This is a genomic window from Nonomuraea guangzhouensis (assembly GCF_019396345.1).
Taxonomy (GTDB): Bacteria; Actinomycetota; Actinomycetes; order Streptosporangiales; family Streptosporangiaceae; genus Nonomuraea; species Nonomuraea guangzhouensis.
On the sequence record NZ_JAHKRM010000003.1, the window covers coordinates 89,358 to 109,699 of the forward strand.

At 69.0% G+C, this 20,342-nt stretch carries 16 protein-coding genes; 10 read left to right on the forward strand and 6 right to left on the reverse strand.

Annotated elements, in window-relative coordinates:
• Positions 1-120 precede the first annotated feature (120 nt).
• Together KME78_RS06200 and ccrA are read left to right on the forward strand one after the other, a co-directional pair.
• A complete protein-coding gene (locus KME78_RS06200) occupies positions 121-5,775 on the forward strand; it encodes a type I polyketide synthase (protein ID WP_219527801.1) in 5,655 nt (1,884 codons plus the stop codon).
• Positions 5,772-7,064, forward strand: a complete 1,293-nt coding sequence (ccrA, locus tag KME78_RS06205) for a crotonyl-CoA carboxylase/reductase (RefSeq protein WP_219527802.1) — start codon at positions 5,772-5,774, stop codon at positions 7,062-7,064. The genes KME78_RS06200 and ccrA overlap by 4 nt, the downstream gene beginning before the upstream one ends.
• A 4-nt stretch (positions 7,065-7,068) precedes the next feature.
• Here the strand turns inward: ccrA and KME78_RS06210 are convergent, their stop codons facing one another.
• The 3 genes from KME78_RS06210 to KME78_RS06220 are packed head-to-tail and all read right to left on the reverse strand — an operon-like array spanning position 7,069 to position 9,436.
• Positions 7,069-8,259 (reverse strand): PucR family transcriptional regulator, encoded by a 1,191-nt coding sequence (locus KME78_RS06210; RefSeq protein WP_246650548.1) that lies wholly within the window; start codon positions 8,257-8,259, stop codon positions 7,069-7,071.
• 59 nt (positions 8,260-8,318) lie between these two features.
• Positions 8,319-8,522, reverse strand: coding sequence for an EF-hand domain-containing protein (locus tag KME78_RS06215; RefSeq protein ID WP_219527803.1), 204 nt, complete (start codon positions 8,520-8,522; stop codon positions 8,319-8,321).
• Between the two features lie 29 nt (positions 8,523-8,551).
• Positions 8,552-9,436, reverse strand: coding sequence for a LysR family transcriptional regulator (locus KME78_RS06220; protein ID WP_219527804.1), 885 nt, complete (start codon positions 9,434-9,436; stop codon positions 8,552-8,554).
• A 56-nt stretch (positions 9,437-9,492) separates the two neighbouring features.
• On the opposite strand from KME78_RS06220, the gene KME78_RS06225 reads away from it, so the two are divergent.
• The 4 genes from KME78_RS06225 (at position 9,493) to KME78_RS06240 (ending at position 13,777) form a co-directional block, all read left to right on the forward strand.
• Positions 9,493-10,476 carry an aldo/keto reductase gene (locus KME78_RS06225; RefSeq protein ID WP_219527805.1) on the forward strand — a complete coding sequence of 328 codons (984 nt, stop codon included), beginning with the start codon at positions 9,493-9,495 and terminating at the stop codon, positions 10,474-10,476.
• Complete coding sequence (locus KME78_RS06230) at positions 10,477-12,171, forward strand: alpha-amylase family protein (RefSeq protein ID WP_246650549.1); 1,695 nt, start codon at positions 10,477-10,479, stop codon at positions 12,169-12,171. It abuts the gene before it with no gap.
• A 140-nt stretch (positions 12,172-12,311) separates the two neighbouring features.
• Positions 12,312-12,893 carry an RNA polymerase sigma factor gene (locus KME78_RS06235; protein WP_219527806.1) on the forward strand — a complete coding sequence of 194 codons (582 nt, stop codon included), beginning with the start codon at positions 12,312-12,314 and terminating at the stop codon, positions 12,891-12,893.
• Positions 12,890-13,777, forward strand: a complete 888-nt coding sequence (locus tag KME78_RS06240; RefSeq protein ID WP_219527807.1) for a hypothetical protein — start codon at positions 12,890-12,892, stop codon at positions 13,775-13,777. The genes KME78_RS06235 and KME78_RS06240 overlap by 4 nt, the downstream gene beginning before the upstream one ends.
• Before the next feature lie 7 nt (positions 13,778-13,784).
• Here KME78_RS06240 and KME78_RS06245 read toward each other — a convergent pair whose 3' ends face one another.
• A complete protein-coding gene (locus KME78_RS06245; RefSeq protein ID WP_219527808.1) occupies positions 13,785-14,093 on the reverse strand; it encodes a hypothetical protein in 309 nt (102 codons plus the stop codon).
• A gap of 145 nt (positions 14,094-14,238) precedes the next feature.
• The gene (locus KME78_RS67830; protein ID WP_372454886.1) at positions 14,239-14,715 is read right to left on the reverse strand and encodes an ATP-binding protein; all 477 of its coding nucleotides are present in this window, start codon (positions 14,713-14,715) and stop codon (positions 14,239-14,241) included.
• Between the two features lie 159 nt (positions 14,716-14,874).
• On the opposite strand from KME78_RS67830, the gene KME78_RS06255 reads away from it, so the two are divergent.
• The 4 genes from KME78_RS06255 (at position 14,875) to KME78_RS06270 (ending at position 19,328) form a co-directional block, all read left to right on the forward strand.
• Complete coding sequence (locus KME78_RS06255; RefSeq protein ID WP_246650647.1) at positions 14,875-15,696, forward strand: helix-turn-helix domain-containing protein; 822 nt, start codon at positions 14,875-14,877, stop codon at positions 15,694-15,696.
• The gene (locus KME78_RS06260; RefSeq protein WP_219527811.1) at positions 15,689-15,907 is read left to right on the forward strand and encodes a DUF397 domain-containing protein; all 219 of its coding nucleotides are present in this window, start codon (positions 15,689-15,691) and stop codon (positions 15,905-15,907) included. Before KME78_RS06255 ends, KME78_RS06260 begins: the two co-directional genes overlap by 8 nt.
• Before the next feature lie 197 nt (positions 15,908-16,104).
• On the forward strand, positions 16,105-18,855 hold the full coding sequence (locus tag KME78_RS06265) for a DNRLRE domain-containing protein (protein WP_219527812.1): 2,751 nt from the start codon (positions 16,105-16,107) through the stop codon (positions 18,853-18,855).
• Positions 18,856-18,980: 125 nt separating this feature from the next.
• Positions 18,981-19,328 (forward strand): hypothetical protein, encoded by a 348-nt coding sequence (locus KME78_RS06270; RefSeq protein ID WP_219527813.1) that lies wholly within the window; start codon positions 18,981-18,983, stop codon positions 19,326-19,328.
• A 264-nt stretch (positions 19,329-19,592) separates the two neighbouring features.
• On the opposite strand, the gene KME78_RS06275 is transcribed toward KME78_RS06270, so the two are convergent.
• On the reverse strand, positions 19,593-20,333 hold the full coding sequence (locus tag KME78_RS06275) for a cytochrome d ubiquinol oxidase subunit II (RefSeq protein ID WP_219527814.1): 741 nt from the start codon (positions 20,331-20,333) through the stop codon (positions 19,593-19,595).
• Positions 20,334-20,342 lie beyond the last annotated feature (9 nt).

Genomic DNA, 20,342 nt, shown 5'->3' on the forward strand with positions numbered 1-20,342 from the left:
AAAACCGGGGGGTTGTCACCGGCGTGATAAATCGAACCCGAAGAATGTTCGGTACGGGGCTGCCCCAGCGCCGGAGGGCGCGGGTATGTTGGCCGACCACCCGGCAGCATGGGAGCCCTCGTGAACGTACTGGGTGAAGCCGACATCCGCCGCTTCCTCACCGAGCGGATCGCGTCACGCGGAGCCGAGCGGGTCGATCCGGAACGTCCGCTGGAGGAGTACGGCCTGTCGTCGCGTGACGCGGTGGCGATCGCGGGCGAGCTGTCCGAACTGCTCGGCAGGGAGCTGAGCCCGACCCTCGCCTGGGAGCACCCGACGATCAACCGCCTGGCCCGCGCACTCGCCGCGCCGCCGCGGGAAAGCGAGCCGCCGAGGGAAAGCGAGCCATCGCGGGAAAGCGAGCCGGGAGCCCCCGGTGTGCTCGGGGAGCCGGTGGCGGTGGTCGGGGTGGGGTGCCGGTTGCCGGGCGCGCACGGCCCAGGGGCGTACTGGGACCTGCTGCTCGAAGGGCGGGACGCGGTCGGTGAGGTACCCGCCGGCAGGTGGGAGGCGTTCGACGACGGGTCGACGCGCACGGAGGAGGTGCTGGCCAGGACGACCAGGCATGGCGGGTTCCTGGCGGATGTGGCGGGGTTCGACGCGGAGTTCTTCGGGATCGCGCCGGGCGAGGCGGCGCTCATGGATCCGCAGCAGCGGTTGCTCCTGGAGACGGCTTGGGAGGCGCTGGAGCACGGCGGCATCGCCCCGAGGTCGCTGGGCGGCAGCCGTACCGGGGCGTTCGTCGGCATCTCCAGCACCGAGTACGCCTATCTGACCAGCGCGGACCTGTCCGGCGTCGGTGCGTGGACGGCCACCGGCGCGGCGCCCAGCATCGCCGCGAACCGCCTGTCATACCTGCTCGACCTGCGCGGCCCCTCGATGGCGGTGGACACGGCCTGCTCGTCCTCGCTCGTCGCCACCCACCTCGCGGTAGGCGCCCTGAGATCGGGGGAGTGCGACCTGGCCCTGGCCGCCGGCGTGAACCTGCTGCTGTCACCCCTGGTCACGGTGGCGTTCGACCAGGGCGGCGGCACGGCGGCGGACGGGCGGTGCAAGGCGTTCGACGCGTCGGCCGACGGCATGGTGCGGGCGGAGGGCTGCGGCGTCGTCGTACTCAAACGCCTGGCGGACGCCGAGCGGGACGGCGACCGGGTGCTCGCGGTGATCACGGAGACCGGCGTCAACCAGGACGGCCGCTCGAACGGCCTCGTCGCCCCGAACCCCGAGGCGCAGGAGGCCCTGTTGCGCGAGGTGTACGAGGGGCTGGACCGGGGGCCCGACTACGTGGAGGCGCACGGAACGGGCACGTTCCTCGGCGACCCCATCGAGGCGCGGGCCATCGCCGCGGCGTTCCCCGGGCCGGTGCTGCTCGGCTCGGCCAAGACGAACCTCGGCCATCTGGAGGCGGCTGCCGGGGTTGCGGGGCTCATCAAAACGGTCCTGGCGCTGTGGCACGGCGTGATCCCGCCCAGCCTGCACTTCCGGCAGCCGAACCCGCACATCCCCTGGGAGACGCTGCGGGTCGTCACCTCGCCCACGCCTTGGCCCCGGCCGGACGCGCGAGCGGGGGTGTCGTCGTTCGGCTTCGGCGGCACCAACGCGCACGTCGCCCTGGCGGCGTACCGGGCGCAGGAGGCGGCAATCGCCCGGCCCGTCCCCGCCAAGCACGTCTTCGTCCTGACCGGTGCCACCCCCGATCGCGTCAGGCAGCACGCGGAGACCCTGGCCGCCTGGCAGCCCACGGCCGACCTCCGCGACGTGGCCCACACCCTGGCCAGGCGGGCCGGTCCTGCTCGCAGCGCCACAGCAGTGCTGGCCGCCGACATACCCGAGCTGAGAGAACGACTCGCCGCCGTCACCCCCCGACCCGTCCCCCTGGCTCCGGTCGGGCCGGTGTGGGTCTTCAGCGGCTACGGCTCGCAGTGGCAGGGGATGGGCCACCACCTCTACGAAACGGAACCGCCCTACAGACAGGCGATCGACGAACTCGCCCCCCTTCTCCATGCCGAGGCCGGCATCGATCTTCAGGCCCAGGGCGTCACCACGGTTCAGCCCATGATCTTCGCCGTCCAGGTGGCCTTGGCCCGCCTGTGGCAGGCGTACGGCATCGAGCCCGCTGCGGTGATCGGCCACTCGATGGGCGAGGTAGCGGCCGCGGTGGTGGCGGGCGGCCTCGACCTGCCCGACGCGGTACGGGTGATCTGCCGCCGCGCCCGCCTCCTCGGCACCGTCGGCAGCGGAACCGGGGCCATGGCCGTGGTCGGGGTGGGCGCCGGGGAGGTGCCCGGTGACCTGCATGTGGCGGTTCATGCCGCGCCCAGCCAGACCGTCGTCACCGGTGACCCCGAGCGGATCGCCCGGTTCGTGGCGGAGGTCGAGGCCAGAGGTCTGTTCGCCAGGACGCTCACCACCGAAGGCGCCGGTCATTCACCCCAGGTCGCCCCCTTGCTGCCGAAGATCCGGGCCGAGCTCGCCGCCATCGCCCCGGCCAGGCCGCGCCTGTCGTACTACTCCACGGTCTTCGACGACCCCCGCGAGACCCCCACGTTCGAGGCCGCGTACTGGGCCGCGGGTGTGCGCCGCCCGGTGCGGCTGCTCCAGGCCGTACGGGCCGCCGCGGAGGACGGCTTGACCGTCTTCACCGAGGTGAGCCCGCACCCCTTGCTGAGCCAGGCGCTCCAGGACACGCTCCCGGCCACCACGCTGATCACCCACTCCCTCGAACGCCGTCACGACCACGCCTTCCACACCCAGCTCGCCACCGTGGCCACCGCCATCACGCCCAGGACGCGGGGCCGGGTGGTGGACGTACCGGGAGCGCCGTGGCGGCACACGCGCCACTGGGTCACCCCGTACCGCCGCCCACCGGGACACCGCCTGCTCGGCGCGCACGTCGAGTCCCCCGCCGGACACTCGTGGAGCACCACGCTCGACGACCTCGCCGACGCGCCCTGGCGGCTGGAGTCGTCCGGCTGGCATCGCCACGGCCACCCCGTGCTCCCGCTCAGCGTCGTGGCCCGGCTCGCGCACGCGGCCGCCACGGAGGTGTACGGATCGGCGGAGGTGTACGAGGTGGCCCTGCACGCGTTGCTGCCCCTGCCCGCGCGGGTGACGGTCACGTTGACGGGCACCCGGATAGAGCTGGCGGCCAAGAACGCCGCGGGCTCCTGGACGGTCTACGGCTCGGCCTGTCTCACACAGACGGCACGGCCGACTGAGGCCCTGGAGAGGGTACAGCGGGTGGCCGCGGACGGCACGCTCCACGGGGTCGGTACCCGGGAGATCCCGGCGTCGAGCATCCCGGTGCCCCTCGACGACAAGCTCGTCGAACGCGTCTGGGTCCCCGCCCCCTTGCCGGCGACTCCGACGGGTGGCGGGTCGGGTGCCGTCGTACGGGTGCCACGGCTGCTCGATCCTCGGGCGGCTCAGCGGATGATCCTGAAACTGGCCCACCTCGCCGACCAGGGGACAGAGCTCACGATCGTCACCGAACGCGCTCAGACCGTACGGGACGGAGAAGCGGCCGATCCCGGTCCCGCCTCGGTGAGCGGGCTGGTCAGGGTGCTGGCGTTCGAGCGCCCAGAAGTGCGCGTCAGGCTGGTGGATGTCGACGACCTCAACGCGCTGGCACAGGAACTCGCCGCTGACAGCGGGGAAGACGAAGTGGCCTGGCGCGATGGCACGCGCTATGCGGCCCGGCTGCGCCGCGTTCCCCTGACGCCCGGGTCGCATCCCCCGGTCGCCGGGCCCGGTGGTTATGTGATCACCGGTGGGAACGGAAGGCTCGGGCTGGTCGTCGCGCGCTGGCTGGCCGGTCGCGGTGCCACCCGCATCGTGCTGAACGGCCGCTCCGCCGCTCCCGTGCCGAGTGATCTCGTGGGCGTCGCCGAGGTGGTGGTGGGCGATCTGGCCGCTCAGGGTACGGCCGAGCAGCTCGTGGCGGCTGCGACCGACGGAGGGGTACGGCTACGCGGAGTCGTACACGCCGCCGGCGTCCTGGACGACCGGCTGACAGCCGATCTCGACCTGGGCAGCCTCCAACGGGTCTGGGCCGCCAAGGTGGACGGCGCGCTCCGCCTTCACCAGGCCACCGAATACCTGGACCTCGACTGGTGGGTGGCCTTCTCCTCGGCCGCCGCACTGCTCGGGTCCCCTGGCCAGGCCGCTTACGCCACCGCCAACGCCTGGCTGGACGCCCTCTGCCAGTCGCGTCGTGCGCGGGGGCTGCCCGCCGTCGCCATCGGCTGGGGTACGTGGGCCGGGGCGGCCGCGATGCCCGGGGTCGAGCCGTTGACCGTTGAGGAGGGTGTCGAGGCGTTGGAGGCGTTGATCCAGCGTGACCGGTGCGCTGGGGTGGTCAGGGTCGCTCCGGCCGCGGCTTTGTCGGTGTTCCCGGGGATCGGTCGCCTTCCGTACTTCTCGGAGGTCGCCCCGGAAGCGGCGCGCGATCTCGCCGAGCGGGGGCCCGAGGAGGTCGTGCGGCAGGTCAGGGAGCGGGTCGCGGCCGTGCTCGGGGTGGAGCCGGAGCGGCTCGACGAGGGAGCCGTGCTCACCGGGCTGGGGCTCGACTCGCTGGCCGCCACTCGGCTGCGTGGCACGATCGAGTACGACTTCGGTGTCACGATCCCGACGGCGCCGCTGCTCAACGGCGGGACGCTGGGCGACCTGGCCCGCACCGTCCTAGGCATCACACAGCCTGAACCGGCGAGCGCGATGGTGGGCCCGAGGGATGCGGCGGAGCGGCAGGTGGTCAGGGTGCTGACCGGCCTGCTCGGACGCGTGCCCTCGGTCACCGAGACGATCGCGCCGGACGTGCTGGCGACCGCCCTCGACCTCCTCAGCCACGAACTCGGCAGACCGGTCGAGACAGGCTCTGGGGTCCGGGTGGCCGAGATCGCCGATGCCGTACGCCAGGGCGAGGTCGCCGAGGCCGGGCTCGCCGTCGTCAGACCCCTCACCACACGGACCGGCGGCCGGCCGCTGTTCCTGGCGCACCCCGCCGGTGGCACCACAGGCGTGTACGCCCTGCTGGCCGCCCGCCTGGACCTCCCGGTCATCGGCCTGGAACGGCTGGACGACGCGGCTGAGCTGGGCATCCCCGAGCGGGCCGCCCGCTACGCCGAGGCCGTCAAGCGGACCTGTCCCGGGCCTTACCGGCTGGGCGGATGGTCGTTCGGCGGGACTCTGGCCTTCGAGATCGCCAGACGGCTGGACGACGACGCCGAGCTGGTCGCGATGATCGACGCGGGCCTGCCGACGAGGGTGCCGGAGGAGCGGCGGCGGGAGATCCAGGCCCAGCGGTACGCCGATTTCGCGACATATCTGCATAACACCTACGGCGTTCAGGTCCGCCTGGACAAGCACGAGCTCCGGCAGCTCGACGAGCGCGCGCAGCTCACGCTGGCCGAGGAGCGGATCGCGGAGTCCGGCGTGCTGGACCTGCTCAGCCCGGCCATCCTGCGCCACCAGATCACCTCGCACGAGGACACCCGGGCCCTCGACCGGTACGAAGCCGGGCCGTACCAGGGCGAAGTGGTTCTCTACCGTTCCACGGAGCCGACCCCCTGGACGGTCGAGGACGTGCGGTACGCGCACCAGGACGATCCGGCGCGCGGCTTCCGCCCCCACAGCCCGCGCCTGGAGATCGTCGAGATCGCCGGCTCGCATCACCTCAACCTGCTCGACCCACCCCACGTCGAAGGCATCGCCGACGACCTGAAGAGGAGGCTCGCATGACGCTGGCAGAGGCCGTGGTGGCGGGCGCGGGGCCCGCCGAGCTGGCGAGCCTGGAGGTGCCGACCCGCTACCGGGCCTTGTACCTGCGCAAGGACGAGGTCGGCATGTTCGGCGACATGAGCGACAAGGACGTACGGAAGTCGCTGCACGTGGGGGAGGTGCCGATGCCGGAGCTGGCGCCCGACGAGGTGCTTGTCGCGGTCATGGCCAGTGCGATCAACTTCAACACGATCTGGTCGGCCATGTTCGAGCCGATCCCGACGTTCGCGTTCCTGGAACGGTTCGGGCGCACCGACCCGCGCCACGACCTGCCCACCCACGTGCTCGGCTCCGACGCGGCCGGGGTGGTGGTCAGGACGGGTCAGGCCGTACGGCACTGGCGGGCCGGGGACCGGGTGGTCACCAGCCCCGCCTACCTCGACGGCCAGGACCCGATCGTGCAGCACGACGGGATGCTGGCCGCGGACCTGCGCGCGTGGGGGTTCGAGACGAACTTCGGGGGGCTGGCGGAGTTCGCGGTGGTCAAGGCGACGCAGTTGCTGCCCAAGCCGCGGCAGCTGAGCTGGGAGGAGGCGGCGTGCAACATGCTGTGCGCGTCGACCGCGTACCGGATGCTGGTCGGCGAGCGCGGCGCCCGGATGAAGCAGGGCGACGTGGTGCTGCTGTGGGGGGCGTCGGGCGGGCTCGGCGCGTACGGCGTGCAGCTCGTCAGGAACGGTGGCGGCATCCCCGTCGGCGTGGTGAGCTCCCCGGAGAAGGCCGCGCTGCTGCGCCGGATGGGCTGCGAGCACGTCGTCGACCGCTCACGCTTCGACGACCTGACCGATGAGAAGGGGTGGCGCGGGCTGGGGGCGGAGATCCGGCGCCAGGTGGGCGAGGACCCGGCCATCGTGTTCGAGCACACCGGAAGGGACACTTTCGGCGCTTCGGTATATGTCGCGAAAAAGGGCGGGAAGGTGGTCACGTGTGGGTCGTCCAGCGGGTACGACCACGCCTACGACAACCGGCACCTGTGGATGCGGCTCAAGCAGATCATCGGCTCCCACGGCGCGAACTACCAGGAATGCCACGAGGTCAACCGCCTCATCTCACTCGGCATGATCCACCCCACGCTCTCCCGCGTCTACCCGCTGGCCGAGGCGGCGGACGCCGCGCGGGCCGTCCAGCTCAACCAGCATGTCGGGAAGGTCGGCGTGCTGACCCTGGCCCCCGGCCCGGACCTCGGCATCGAGGACCCCGCCCACCGCGACCGCATCGGCGAGGACCGCCTCAGACTGTTCCGTTCCTAGAGACTCACAGCGGGCGGGCGGCCAGGGCGGCCGCCCGGCGGGCACGCAGCACGATCTCCAGCTCGAAGCGGATGTCCGGATCGGCGAGCTGGTCCCCGTAAAGCTCCTCCAACTGCCGCAGCCGATACCGAACCGTCTGCGGATGCACATGCAGCCGAGCCGCCACCTCCCCGGCTCCCCGGCCGTACCGCAGCCAGGCCAGCAGCGTCTCTGCCAGCCGGTCCTGCTGGGTGGGCCGCAGGTGGGCCAGCGGCGCCAGCCGTACCTCCGCCAGCGCCTCGACCAGCTCCTCGTCCTTGAACACGACCAGCGTCGCCATATGGTCCGTGCAGCGCAGCAGACCGCGCGGCAGCACGCCGCGCCCGGACAGCTCCAGCGCCTCGGCCGCCCACCGCAGCGACGACGCGGCGGCGGGCAGGGGCACGGCGGGCCCGATCGCGCCCAGGTAGCCGCGGAGCGCGGTCTCCAGCATGCGGGCCTGGCCGGGGCCGTTCGGGTCGGGTACGAGCAGGCATGGCGTGGTTCGTTCCAGGCCGATCAGCACGTCGGGCGGCAGCGCGGGGGAGCGGCAGGTGCCGTGCTGGTCGTCGAGCGCGACGCAGGCCACGGTCTTCGGCAGCCGCCACCCGGCGGCCTTGGCCAGGTCGGAGATGGCCTCAGAACCGGCGGGCGGCCGGCTCAGCAGCAGGTCGAGCAGCCGGTTGCGGCGCCGCTCGATCTCGCCCGCCGCGTGTGCCCGAGCTTCGTCGAAGCCCTCGGCCGCGGCGTCGGCGAGTTGGTCGAGGTAGATGAAGATGGCCTCGCCCAGGTCGTACAGGGACTGTGGGGAGAGCCCGAGCGGGTCGGCGATCTCGGTCAGCCGCCGCCAGCCGACCCGGGCGCCCAGCCGCATCGCGGCCTGCAGCGGCTCCAGGTTGCGGCCCTCCGCCGCCTCGCCCTTGCCGATCATGCGGAACGGCTCGGGGTCCCAGGGGGCGGCGGGGTCCTGGATGTGGTCGAGGAAGCCGTCGATGGCCTGCTCGACGGTCATCCTGACGACCTTGATGTAGACCTCGTCGGATGGGCGGGCGTACTCGGGGATGCGGGCCTGGATCTCCCCGATCACCTCGGCGGAGATCCGGCCGATTCCGGCCCTGAGCGTCTTCACGATGTCCGCGGAGATCCGGGTGTCGCTGGTGTCACTCTTGCTGGCCATCGTCCCTCCTGTCGCCATTGTTACCCGCGCGGCAGAGGTTTGTGTAGCAAGTGCTTGTTTTACTTCTGTACGAAGGCGCCGAACTCCTCCACGTCGATCAGGCCGTCCCCGTCCTTGTCGAGCCGCTGCACCCCGGCCTGTGCCGCCTCCAGTGTGATCGGCTGACCCAGCACCTCCATCAGCTTCACCAGCTCTACGGCGGAGATCCGGCCGTCCTTGTCAGCGTCGATCAGGTCGAAGGTGATCGTGTAATCGGTGCTCATGGGTCGCCCTTTCGCGAGATCCGTGTCGGTCAGACCTTAGTGGCGCTTTCTCGGAGTGCGTCGATGAATGCCCTGACTTCTGGCCTTTTATCGCCGGAACGCCAGGCGATGGCCAGCTCGCCCGGCGGGAGCCCGGTCACCGGGCGGTAGACCAGGCCGGGCCGTTTGTACAGCGCGGCGTTGCCCTCGGCCACCAGGACGACGCCCAGACCGCTGGTCACGGCCTCGAACACCTCTTCAGGCGTGTTGGCCGTGACCCCGATGACCGGCTCGTCGTCCCGGAACTCGCGGGCGAGCCAGTAGTCGCGCAGCGGCCCCGCCGAGGTGGGCAGCGCGATGAACGGCTCGTCGCGCAGGGCCGCGAACGGGATCTCCGCCAGCCCGGCGAGGGGGTGATCGTCCGGCATGGCCACGCCTCTGCCCTCAGTGGCGAGAACATGCGTGTTCAGCCCCTCGGGCACAGGCAGCCAGATGAAGGCCACGTCAGAACCGCCGTCGGTGAGGCCGCCACTGGGATCGTCCCAGCCGACCAGCCGCAGCGACACCTCCCAGCCGGGCATCGCCGCGCGGAACAGGCGCATCGCCTCCTGCTGGATCCCCCGCCCGACCGCCGTCTGCATGCCGATGACCAGGGTGCCCGTGGGCGCCGCGGCCCGCGCGGTCTCCAGCCCGGCGTTCCACCGGTCGAGCAGCTCGCGCGCGGTCGGCAGCAGCGCCTCGCCCTGCCTGGTGAGGACCACACCGGAGGGCACCCGCTCGAACAGGTCGAAGCCGAGCTGCCGTTCCAGCGCCCTGAGCTGCTTGGACAGTGCGGGCTGGGAGACGAACAGCCGCTCGGCCGCCCTGGTCACGTTCAGCTCCTCGGCCGTCGCGACGAAATAACGCAGGTCCCGCAGGTGCACGTCCATAACCATCGGTTATAGCAGAAGGTCTTGGACGCGTCGCCCGTACCGGAAGCAGGATGAACCACATGAAGACACGTGAACTTGGAAACAACCTGCGGGTCCCCGCGATCGGCTTCGGCGCGATGGTGCTGTCCCCCGGCGTGTACGGCGACATCGACGACACCCGCGCCGAGACGGCGCTCAAGGCGGCACTCGACGCCGGAGCGACCCACATCGACACCAGCGACGCCTACGGCGCGGACGGCCACAACGAGCGCCTGGTCGGCCGGGCGATCAAGGGCCGGCGCGACGAGGTGGTGGTCGCCACCAAGTTCGGCCTGGCCATCCCGGAGGGGGAGGCGAGCAGATCGCAGCCGGTGGGCTACGCGTTCGGCGAGCTGCGGGTGAACGCCGAGCCGCGGATGATCCGCCGTTACGCCGAGCGGAGCCTGCGCAACCTGGACACCGACGTGATCGACCTCTACTACTCGCACTACGTGGACCCGGGCGTGCCGATCGAGGAGACGGCCGGAGCGGTGGCCGAGCTGGTCGAGGCCGGGCTGGTCAGGCACCTCGGCCTGTCGAACGTGACCGCCGACGAACTGCGCAGGGCGCACGTCGTGCACCCGGTGGCGGCCGTGCAGAACGAGTGGTCGATGTGGCGGCCGGTCGATCCCGACCTCCTCAAGACGGCCCGCGAGCTGAACGTGGGCATCGTGGCCTGGAGCCCGCTCGGCAACGGCTTCCTCACCGGCACCGTCCAGCAGCTGGGCGAGGGCGACTTCCGGCACAACGCGCCCCGCTTCTCCGCCGACAACCTCGCGAGCAACAACGATCGCTACGCCCCGATCAGGGACCTGGCCACCCGCCTGGGCATCACCCCCGCCCAGCTGGCCCTGGCCTGGCTGCTGCACCAGTACGAGCACGTGGTGGCCATCCCGGGCAGCCGCACGCCCGCGCACATCGAGGAGAACCTGGCCGCCGCCGACCTCGTCCTGCACCGCGACACGCTGGCCCGCGTCGACGAGGCGCTCGCCGGATTCGAGGTGACCGGCGGCACCCTGCTCTGAATGTGCGACCGGCTCCTGGGTAGCGGTGGCGCCATGCGACTGACGTACACGTCTGATTTGTGGTGGAAGAACGCCGTTGTCTACTGCCTGGACGTCGAGACGTTCAAGGACGGCAACGATGACGGGGTCGGCGACTTCCGCGGGCTCACGCAGGAGATCGACTACCTGGCGGGGCTGGGGGTCACCTGCCTGTGGCTGATGCCGTTCTTCCCGACCCCCAACCGGGACGACGGCTACGACATCACCGACTTCTACGCCATCGACCCGCGGCTCGGCACGCTGGGCGACTTCGTGGAGTTCATGCGGACCGCCAAGGACCGCGGTATGCGGGTGATCGCGGACCTGGTCGTGAACCACACCTCCGACCAGCACCCCTGGTTCATCGAGTCGCGGTCGAGCAAGAAGTCGCCGCTGCGCGACTGGTACGTCTGGTCGGACAAGCCGGAGCCGGACGATCCCCAGCAGGTGGTCTTCCCCGACAAGGAGGACAGCATCTGGCAGCTCGACACCTCGACCGGCCAGTACTACCTGCACAGCTTCTACCGCCACCAGCCCGACCTGAACGTCAGCAACCCCGAGGTGCGCGACGAGATCGCCAGGATCCTGGGCTTCTGGATGGAGCTGGGGCTGTCGGGGTTCCGGGTGGACGCGGTGCCGTTCCTCATCGAGAACGTCCAGCCCCAGCTGGCCGACCCGCACGAGTTCCTGGCGGACCTGCGGGCCTTCATGACCCGGCGTGAGGGCGCCTCGGTGCTGCTCGGCGAGGTCAACCTGGCCTACAAGGACCTGCTCGGCTACTTCGGCGAGGGGCTGGGCGACCAGCTCACCATGTGCTTCGACTTCATCGGCATGCAGCGCGCGTGGCTGGCGCTGGCGCGCGGCGAGGCCGAGCCGCTCGCCGACGCGCTCAGGTCCCGGCCCCGGCCGCCCAAGGACTGCCAGTGGGCGATGTTCCTGCGCAACCATGACGAGCTGACGCTGGACAAGCTCACGGACGAGGAACGTCAGGAGGTCTTCCAGGCGTTCGGCCCCGAGAAGGACATGCAGATCTACGGCCGCGGCCTGCGCCGGCGCCTGCCGACCATGCTGGGCGGGGACATGCGCCGCATCAAGATGGCCTACAGCCTGCTGTTCTCGCTGCCGGGCACCCCTGTCATGTTCTACGGCGAAGAGATCGGCATGGGCGAGAACCTCGAGGCGGAGGGCCGCATGGCCGTACGGGTGCCGATGCAGTGGTCGCCGGACGGCGGCTTCAGCCGGGGCGCCCCCGAACGCGAGATGCCGGCCGGCGCCTACGCGCCCGCGCGGATCAACGTGGCCGACCAGAAGCGGGAGCAGGACTCGTTGCTGCGCTGGTTCCAGCTGCTCATCGAGCGCTATCGCGAGTGCCCGGAGCTGGCCTGGGGCGACTGCACGGTGCTGGAGACGGCCGATCCCGCGATCCTGGCGCACCGCTGCGACGCCGACGGCGCCACGGTGGTGGTGCTCCACAACCTCGGCGAAACCGCGCAGGACGTGGAGCTGAAGCTGGCCGGGCTGGAGTCGCACACGCTCACGGACCTCCTGGTGGACGGGACACTGGATGTCTCGGAGGAGGGCGTGGCCCGGCTGACACTGGACCCGCACGGCTGCCGCTGGCTGCGCGCCTCGCCGAAGGAGATCCCCGCCGAGGACGCCTCGGTCATGTCTCACTAGCTTTCTGGAAGATGTCCCGCTGCTGGGTGACGGTTGTGCGCGGACCGATGGAGCGGACGCGCCTCAGCCCGTGCGGACCACGCGCCCGGGCACGATACGGTTCGCGACACACCTGCGGGCCTGCCGGACATGAGCTAGGCATGAACGTCACCGACATCGAGCCGCCGGAGCGCACCCAGCGCTTCGCGCATCTCTACGAGCAGACGTATGCCGCGTTACTGCGGTTCGTCGAGCGTCGCGTCCACCCCTCCCACGCCGAGGACGTGGTCGCCGACGTGTTCCTCGTCGCCTGGCGGCGCCTGGACGACGTGCCACGGGCGGCGGACGAGGCGCGGGCCTGGCTGTTCGGCGTCGCACACCGCACTCTCCGCAACGGGCTGCGGGCCGACCAGCGGCGACAGGCGCTCACCGTCCGCATCGCCGACGACCAGCTGACCGGCGCTGCGGCGGCCGGGCTGAATCCCGAGCTGGTGGCACGCCGGCTCGACCTCGTCCAGGCGTGGCGGCGGCTCAGCCCGCTCCACCAGGAGACGCTCGCCTTGGCCGTGTGGGACGGCCTCACAGCCCCACAGGCCGCGCGGGTGCTCGGTATTTCCCCCGTCGCGTTCCGGCTTCGACTTACCCGGGCCCGGCGCGCCCTGCGCCACCACGCCGACGCGGCTCCCACCACAGAAACCCAGCCCGTGGCGACCGCCACCGTCGACTCCCGGAGCACGCGATGAACGACACCCTCGACCACGCCCTGCGCGACCTGGACCCAGCTGTCACCCCGGCCGACCTGGACACCAGCACCGACCCCAAGGCTCGGGCCCTGCTGGCCCGGGTAATGGACACCGACCCGATGGGGGCGCCCACACCGACGATCAGCCGCCCTCGCGTGCTCACTGCCCGGCGGCTCACCATGATCGGCGGAGGGGTGGCCGCCGGCATCGCGGCGGTGCTGCTGCTGCCCGGCGTGTTCGGCGGCGGCGCGGCGATGGCAGCGTGGAGCGCGACGCCGCACACGGTGAGCGGTGACCAGGCCGCCGAGGCCCAGGAGAAGTGCCTTGACCACGCCCAGGACGCCGCCAAGCGCACAACCGGGCGCGAGCTCGGTTTCCGGCCCGTGGTGACCGAAGGCCGGGGGCCATGGACGCTCGTCTACGTTAACGACGACAGCAGCCATCTGGCCGAGATCAGGTGCCTGTTCCGCGATGGCGACATCGCTGCCGTGGGTGGCACCACGCCGGGGTCCGGCGCGCAGCCGCTTCCGCCGGTTCCCGCCGGGTCGGCGCGGGCCGCCCTCGGCTCGGTCGTGAGCTCGAGTGAGGAGAGCGTGCGTATCGTGACGGGCAGGGTCGGTGCCGGCGTGGTGGGTCTGGAGCTCTCTACGGAGGCGAAAGGCAGCGTGACCGCGACCGTCACCGGCGGCTATTTCGCGGCCTGGTGGCCGGACGCGCCGACGACGGAGGAGCGCGAGAACGCCTCACGTCGGGGCGGCGTCACGGGCGTCACGACAATCCTCCAGGACGGGTCGCGGCACAGCGTCTCCATCGAGGAGCTCACCGGCCGGACGAGCGCGCAGCTGAACACACCGGCCACGGGCGGCTCCGTCAAGCTCGACTGACCTGGTTCTAACGGGCTCTTCCGGACAACAATCCGGTCCAGATCGCCCGAGTCTCATTGATCGGCCGGATAGAGGTCTCGTGTACCTCGTGCTCGCGGCCGAACTGGACGGTGCGGCGGATGTACGCCTGCCCTGCGCTCTCGCACAGCTCGTAGACCGTCGTCCGGCAGAAACAGGTCCAGGCCACTACGCGCGCCCGCGCCAGCACCGGGTACGGCGTGCGCCACTCCAGCCGCACATGATCACGCTGAACCATGGCCACGTGCGGACTCAGACACTCATCCAGCACAGTCGGGGTGGTTGTGGAGTTGTCCATGGGTCGCACCTCCAGTGTGTGGTCAAGGGCTCGCCGGACGAGTTCGAGTCGTTTCGGCGAGTCCGTTGTCGCAGCATGTTTCGCCAATCTCGCGGCCTTGTTGCGCGGCTGCCCCGCCCGGCTTCTGCCCAGGTGGGTGCACCTGTCAGGTGTGGGGATCTATGGGAATTCGGGCTTGAACTATGCGTTCATGACTCTCCGTCAGGCTCGTATCCCAGGCGCCGTTGCAAATATGATCAACGATCTGTAGTCCCCTGCCTCCCGCTATGAGGCCGCTCAAGCCCCGCGAGTCTGCCAGGCGCCGTTGCGGATATTCAGTGGGATGGCCAGGGTCCGTCACCGTCACGCGGACGCACGCTGGATCCGTATCGATGCTGAGTTGAACCCATTCCCGACCCGGGGTGAAGTGTGCATGCTTCAGGGAGTTGGTCACCAATTCGGAGACCACCAACAAGACATCCTCCAGCAGGTCACTTTTCAGCCCCAAGTCGAGGGCTGACCATATGCGCACGATTTGGCGGGCTTGATGTGGAGTGTCGGGACTGGCGCGAAGCAACGTCCGGTGTACTTGGGAGCTATGTGCATACATGGATCCACCCTGGGGTGATACAAGATCGGACATACCTGGGGCATCTGGACTTACAGTCCTACGATTTCGGTAGGCCCTCTCACAATGGCGTTCTATCCCTGTCCAGTCCTCAAAAGTAGGCGTACAGTTTCTTCCGGATTCACCGCGTGGGCGTAAGTGAGGGAGCACGGGCAGAGGGTCGAAAGGGTTGTTATGGCCGAAAATGGGCAGGATCCTGGTAGGAAGGCATGGAAGGAATTCTCCTCCCGCCTCCGTTCGTACCGGACGAAACAAGGGTTGAGCCAAGAGCGTCTAGCGGAGCGACTCACCTACAGCGAGAGCGCCGTGGGGCACGTTGAGCGCATGATGCGCAAGCCGAGCGAAGAGCTGACGCGAGAGATCGAGAAAGCTCTTGGCCTCCACGGACAGCTCCTGGAACTCCTCCCACAGATCCACAACTCTCTCGGGCCGAAGTGGTTCCAGGAGTGGCCACGTGTAGAAGCCGCCGCGCACACCATACGTACCTCGGAGCCGATGATCATTCCCGGTCTGCTCCAGACGGAAAGCTACGCAAGGCGAGTCTTCCTAGGTAAGCCAGGCGCGACAGAGGATGAAGCCGAGAAAGCGGTACAGCTTCGAATTCGACGGCAGTCTGTATTTCTCCGAAAGCCACCTCCGATGTATTCGTCCCTGGTCGATGAAAATGTTCTTCACCGACCAGTGGGCGGAAAAGAGGTGATGCGCGAGCAGCTTGCGAAAATCCTGGAGATCCTCAATCCTCCTTACGTCACGGTCAGGGTGCTACCCCTTGCGGCAGGGCTGACCACGGGCCTGCTGGGCGCGTTCGAGGTGGCTACTCTGAGGGACGGCGGACCTGACCACGCCTACATAGAGAGCGCTGAGGAAGGTCTGGTAACCAATCGCACTCAGACCGTACAAGCGCTTATTGTGCGATGGGATGCCCTGTCCAACATGGCGCATCCCGTTGACGCCAGCAGGGAGATCATACGCGAGGTGATGAGCCGCTATGAGTAACACACCAGGTCTGCCGGTAGGAGTCTGGACCAAGGCGAAAGCGTCGGGCGACAACGGCGGTAGCTGCGTCGAGGTGATGCGGCGCGCCGATGACTCGGTTCTGGTGAGGGACACCAAGGATCAAGGATCGGGGCCCGTTCTGTCGTTCACTCACGCAGAGTGGTCAGCCTTCCTGGACGGAGCCGGCAAGGGAGAGTTCGACCTCTCCTAGCTCATTCTCCGTAGAAGGGGTCCGGCTTGAGCTGGGCCCCTTTTCCCTGCCCGAGATTTCCTGCGCCGAAAGTATAGGAGGCATCTGTACACGCCATGCTGCGGAATTCACGCTCCAGTCATTGCGCTATGACTCTGCGTTGATCTTGCCGCGCCGCCGTTCGTGATCTACGCTCACTCCTGGATTTTCAGACTGTCATGATCTTCATGGAGATGGCGCCTTTGCGTTCTAGACGGTTATTACGAAGCTCAGCTCTCGCCGTCACAACGGGTGCGGCCCTCGCCGCCTCGGTCCTCAACCCTCCGCTCGTCCAAGCACAAGAAGCCGGCCCGTCGCCTGTTTCTATGGCGGCCGCGACCAAGCAGCCACCAGGCGAGATCCTGGGCGCCGCCACAGAATCCCGGCGAGTGGTCCGCCGGCAAGACGGGCAGGTGGTCATCGAAACCTGGTCCCTACCCGTGCGGCTCAAGCAGAACAACGGAGCATGGGCCTGGATCGACACGGGGCTCGTCGAGAAGGACGGCGCTCTTCGGCCGAAACTCGTAAAGGCTCCGCTCGCTTTCACGGCAGGCGGGAAGTCCGAACCGTTCGCCCAGCTGTCGACCACCGCAGGCCAATCGCTAGCCTTGTCATGGCCGACCCCGCTCCCGCGCCCTCAGGTCTCGGCGAACCGAGCGACGTACGACCTGGGCGACGGTGCCCAGCTCGTGGTCAGCGCCATGGCAACGGGATTCCGCTACGAGATCGTCCTCCAGCATCGCCCGGCGAAACCCCTGGACCTCACGCTTCCCGTACAGGTGAAGGGCGCCTCATCCGGCGAGCGGCGGGAGGAGCTCGTGGACGCCCAGGGACGAACTGCTCTGCACGCGTCAACACCCCGCCTGCACATCAAGCCGGGACGGGGCACGGCCGCGAAATCAGCCCTCGGCGCGTTCAAGAGCGAGCAGTCCGGCGACAACCTGCGGGTGGCCCTGGACGGCGCGAAGCTGGACACCGCGGCCTTCCCCGTGACGATCAGCGGCTCGGTCGCGATGCCGACGAGCGCGGACGTGGGCGTCTCCGACGAGGGCGGCACGGGAGACCCGTCTTCGCCGTTGCTGATGGCCGGCGGCATCTTCGGCATACGCAACCGCGTCCTGCTGCGCTTCGACACCATGGCTCTCACGGGTCAGCGCATCATCGACGCGAAGCTGTCGGTGGTGAACACCGATGGCCCGGGCTGCGGAGAGGTTGGAGACGGCATCCAGGTCCGGCGGACCACCAGTCGCTGGGATCCGTACAACCTCACCTGGGCCAACAAGCCGGCCACGACCACTGAGGGTGCCACGATCGTCACCCAGTCCCACGCCAGCGACTGCGGCAGACGGACACTCGACTGGCCTGTCAAGGAGATCGCCGCAGCCTGGGCTAGCGGCAGCCCCAACTATGGGCTCACACTGCAGGAGCCGAACGAGGCCAACACCTCCGACAACTTCCGCGAGCTCGCCTCCACCGAGTACGGGGACCCCGGCACAGACGTGCCGAAGCTGACGGTCGTCACCGAACCGGTCCCGTCACCTCAAGTCCTATACCTGGCGGGGCCCGATGGTGTGGAAGTGTTCACCGCGCCCGCGGACTGGAAGCTGGACACCCTCCCGGTTTCCTCTGAAAATGTGCACGCGTTGAACGGTGCTGACGACCGTGCACAGGCCAACGCCACCACCTTGGCCCCGCCGTACTTCGACCCGGCCAGCGGGCGGGTGGTCGCTCCCGCGACATTGGCGGGCAAGGACACCGCGAGCCAAGTGCTGAGCGGGATCGCGGTGGACAACGGCGACGCCGACGAGACCCTCGCGATCGGATTCGAGAGCGAGGATTCGCCGGCGGCCCGGACTTCTGCGGTGGCCGCTCCGGAAACCCCGTACTCGATCACTCCCCGGTACACCGAGGTCGCCAACAGCTACCAGGCGCTGAACGCCATCACTGACCAGGTGCTCGATCTGGACGAGACGATCCCGGCGGGAACCGCGCTGTTCGCTACGCAGACCTGGCCCCAGCGCAACCTGGTCGTGGTGCAGTCCACCGACGCATCCGCCGGGCTTCGAAAGGCGCTGGCGGACCGGTACGGCACGTACAACGTGGCCATCTGGCTGCGTTCGGAGAGTGACCGTCCGCACCTGAACGTCCAGGCGAACCCCTCCGCAGCTGAAGACTCCTTCGCAGCCGACGACACCCGGCAAAAGGACACGGGTAAGCTCAACGGCGGTTCTGTGTTCACTACCAGAAAGTCTGACAACACCACTGTTTACGGGGCGTGCACGACCGCGTTCGCCATGGGGCGCGCGTCCGACGGCCTCATGGTCAGCGCCGGGCACTGTGCTGAGGGAGATGGGAGGCTCGCGAGCGCTGGCATCGTCGAATGGACGAACTGGCGGGATGGTCAAGGAACGATCAAACTGCCGAACCAGCCGACCTACTACGGCGACGTGTCCCTGATCCAGACGCTGCTCGGCCGGGTCACGAGCCCCACCATCTTCATCGGCGACAGGAACTCATCCGTCAAGGAATGGGTGGGCGGACGGTTCTCGGTCCGCGCTCGGGAAGGCGACCAGTACTGCATCGGCGGCGCCAGTCCAGCCAAAGATCCAGATCCAGTATCCTGGGGCCAGATCTGCCGCTTCAAGGTCACCGACATCGCCTGGAAGATCGAATACACAGACCGGAAAACCGGAGAATCTGACGGCACGGTTCGGTGGGTTCAGGTCGGCAAGAAGACTGGCAGGTGCCCGGTCAGCGGTGATTCAGGCGCGCCGGTCTACACTTTCCGCCAGAGCGATGGATACGTGATAGCCAAGGGCATCTACAGTGGCGGAAAGGGCAATGAGAATGTCCAGTCCACCTGCGTGAGCTACTTCACCGACTTCCATGATGTGATGAAGGCTGTCGGTAAGGACATCTACAAGAAATGAATTCCGTTGGCCCGTCCTTCCTGTGGCGCGTTTGCTGCCTCCTGGTGTTGGCCGTCGCGATATCCATGGTGACCTCCATACGGGAGTCTCGGCCGCCTGAACCACCCTTCAACGGGTGGATCGACATGGTCGAGGTGGAAGGACGGGTCCTCATCCTGCAAGCGGTTAGCGGGACGAACTCCACGGAATGCCTCAAGGCCGATAAAACTGAAGTGGCCGAGTCCAAGACGAGTGTGCGGGTCCGTGTGGTGCTTCGCGACGTCTGCCCTCGACGTGAGCGCACGCTACTGGAGAAGTGGCGGGACGAGTTGTGGCCGCGATCGTACATCGGTACCGGCGGAGTTGTCGTTGTGCCCGTCACGCTCGACCGCCCCTTGGGACGCCGGAAGATTTTCGACGAGCAGGGGCATGAGGTCCAGGTCTGCCCGATCACGGGCTCGCAAGTGAAGACCATGCAACAGTGCCTGACGTAGGGTGCGGGTGCCGAACACTGCAGCCAAGCGCACATTTGGAGTTGGTGGCACGATTCCTGATGTGCGCCGCCCTTATTTGGGTGCCGGTAAGACCGGAGAGGACGTCCTGCAGCGTCGTCCCGGACGAGATCCCGACGTGGGTCACGATCACCGGACAGCCCACTCAGTGGGTCGTGCCCACAGGGACAGCGGACCGTTGATCCGGGAGTCAAGGGGTCGCTTGGATCGCGGGGCTGTCACGATCTCAATGTCTGAACTTGGAGGTTACAGGTAAGACGGCCCGGTCACCCGGTGCCGGAACGTCCACCAGACCCATGCCTGTGAGGCCACCAGGAACGGGATCAGCGTGAGGATGACCGGCACCAGGAACGCGCCCGAGGTCCCCGGCGCCAGCGGCAGCCGGAAGCCGGCCAGCACGCCGATCACCACAAGGGCCGTCGCGGTCAGGGCATAGGTTCGACCCTCGCCGGTGCCGCCGGATAGCACCGCAGCCCGCGCGCGCAGCACGCCCCGCAGCCGCAGCGCCGCGAACGACAGCCCGTGTGTGGCGAACAACGCGGCCACCAGCAGGGCGGGGAGCAGCGCGAGAGGCCCGTGAATGCCGAGCAGCACGTCGCTGAGCAGCGCACCCCAGCTCAGCGCCAGCCCCCAGCTACCGGCCACGACGGCGCCGTCCCAGAACCCCTGCCACCGGACGCCCGGCAGCCGCCCGCGCAGCCACAGCCCCATGTCCCGGATGACCCAGGACAGCAGCAGCGCCACGACGAGCGAGTAGTTGCCGCTCAGCAACGAGCCCTCCAGCGAGGGGAAGAGCCCGGCGAGCACCCCCGCGGTGGCCACCAGCCACACCTCGTTGCCGAGGAAGAACGGCGCGATCGCGGCGATCGCCTCGCGCCGCTCGTCCGCGCCGCGCCCCAGGTACGGCAGCACCATGCCGACGCCGATGTCGGCCCCGGCCAGCACGAGGTAGCCGAGGGCGAAGAAGGCCAGGATCAGGATCTCCATGACGGCTCC

Excerpts from the sequence above, each read along its gene's own strand:
- ccrA (WP_219527802.1), top strand. The coding sequence starts at position 5,772 with ATGACGCTGGCAGAGGCCGTGGTGGCGGGCGCGGGGCCCGCCGAGCTG.
- KME78_RS06210 (WP_246650548.1), bottom strand. The coding sequence starts at position 8,259 with ATGGCCAGCAAGAGTGACACCAGCGACACCCGGATCTCCGCGGACATC.
- KME78_RS06215 (WP_219527803.1), bottom strand. The coding sequence starts at position 8,522 with ATGAGCACCGATTACACGATCACCTTCGACCTGATCGACGCTGACAAG.
- KME78_RS06220 (WP_219527804.1), bottom strand. The coding sequence starts at position 9,436 with ATGGTTATGGACGTGCACCTGCGGGACCTGCGTTATTTCGTCGCGACG.
- KME78_RS06225 (WP_219527805.1), top strand. The coding sequence starts at position 9,493 with ATGAAGACACGTGAACTTGGAAACAACCTGCGGGTCCCCGCGATCGGC.
- KME78_RS06230 (WP_246650549.1), top strand. The coding sequence starts at position 10,477 with ATGTGCGACCGGCTCCTGGGTAGCGGTGGCGCCATGCGACTGACGTAC.
- KME78_RS06235 (WP_219527806.1), top strand. The coding sequence starts at position 12,312 with ATGAACGTCACCGACATCGAGCCGCCGGAGCGCACCCAGCGCTTCGCG.
- KME78_RS06240 (WP_219527807.1), top strand. The coding sequence starts at position 12,890 with ATGAACGACACCCTCGACCACGCCCTGCGCGACCTGGACCCAGCTGTC.
- KME78_RS06245 (WP_219527808.1), bottom strand. The coding sequence starts at position 14,093 with ATGGACAACTCCACAACCACCCCGACTGTGCTGGATGAGTGTCTGAGT.
- KME78_RS67830 (WP_372454886.1), bottom strand. The coding sequence starts at position 14,715 with ATGTCCGATCTTGTATCACCCCAGGGTGGATCCATGTATGCACATAGC.
- KME78_RS06255 (WP_246650647.1), top strand. The coding sequence starts at position 14,875 with ATGGCCGAAAATGGGCAGGATCCTGGTAGGAAGGCATGGAAGGAATTC.
- KME78_RS06260 (WP_219527811.1), top strand. The coding sequence starts at position 15,689 with ATGAGTAACACACCAGGTCTGCCGGTAGGAGTCTGGACCAAGGCGAAA.
- KME78_RS06265 (WP_219527812.1), top strand. The coding sequence starts at position 16,105 with ATGATCTTCATGGAGATGGCGCCTTTGCGTTCTAGACGGTTATTACGA.
- KME78_RS06270 (WP_219527813.1), top strand. The coding sequence starts at position 18,981 with ATGGTCGAGGTGGAAGGACGGGTCCTCATCCTGCAAGCGGTTAGCGGG.
- KME78_RS06275 (WP_219527814.1), bottom strand. The coding sequence starts at position 20,333 with ATGGAGATCCTGATCCTGGCCTTCTTCGCCCTCGGCTACCTCGTGCTG.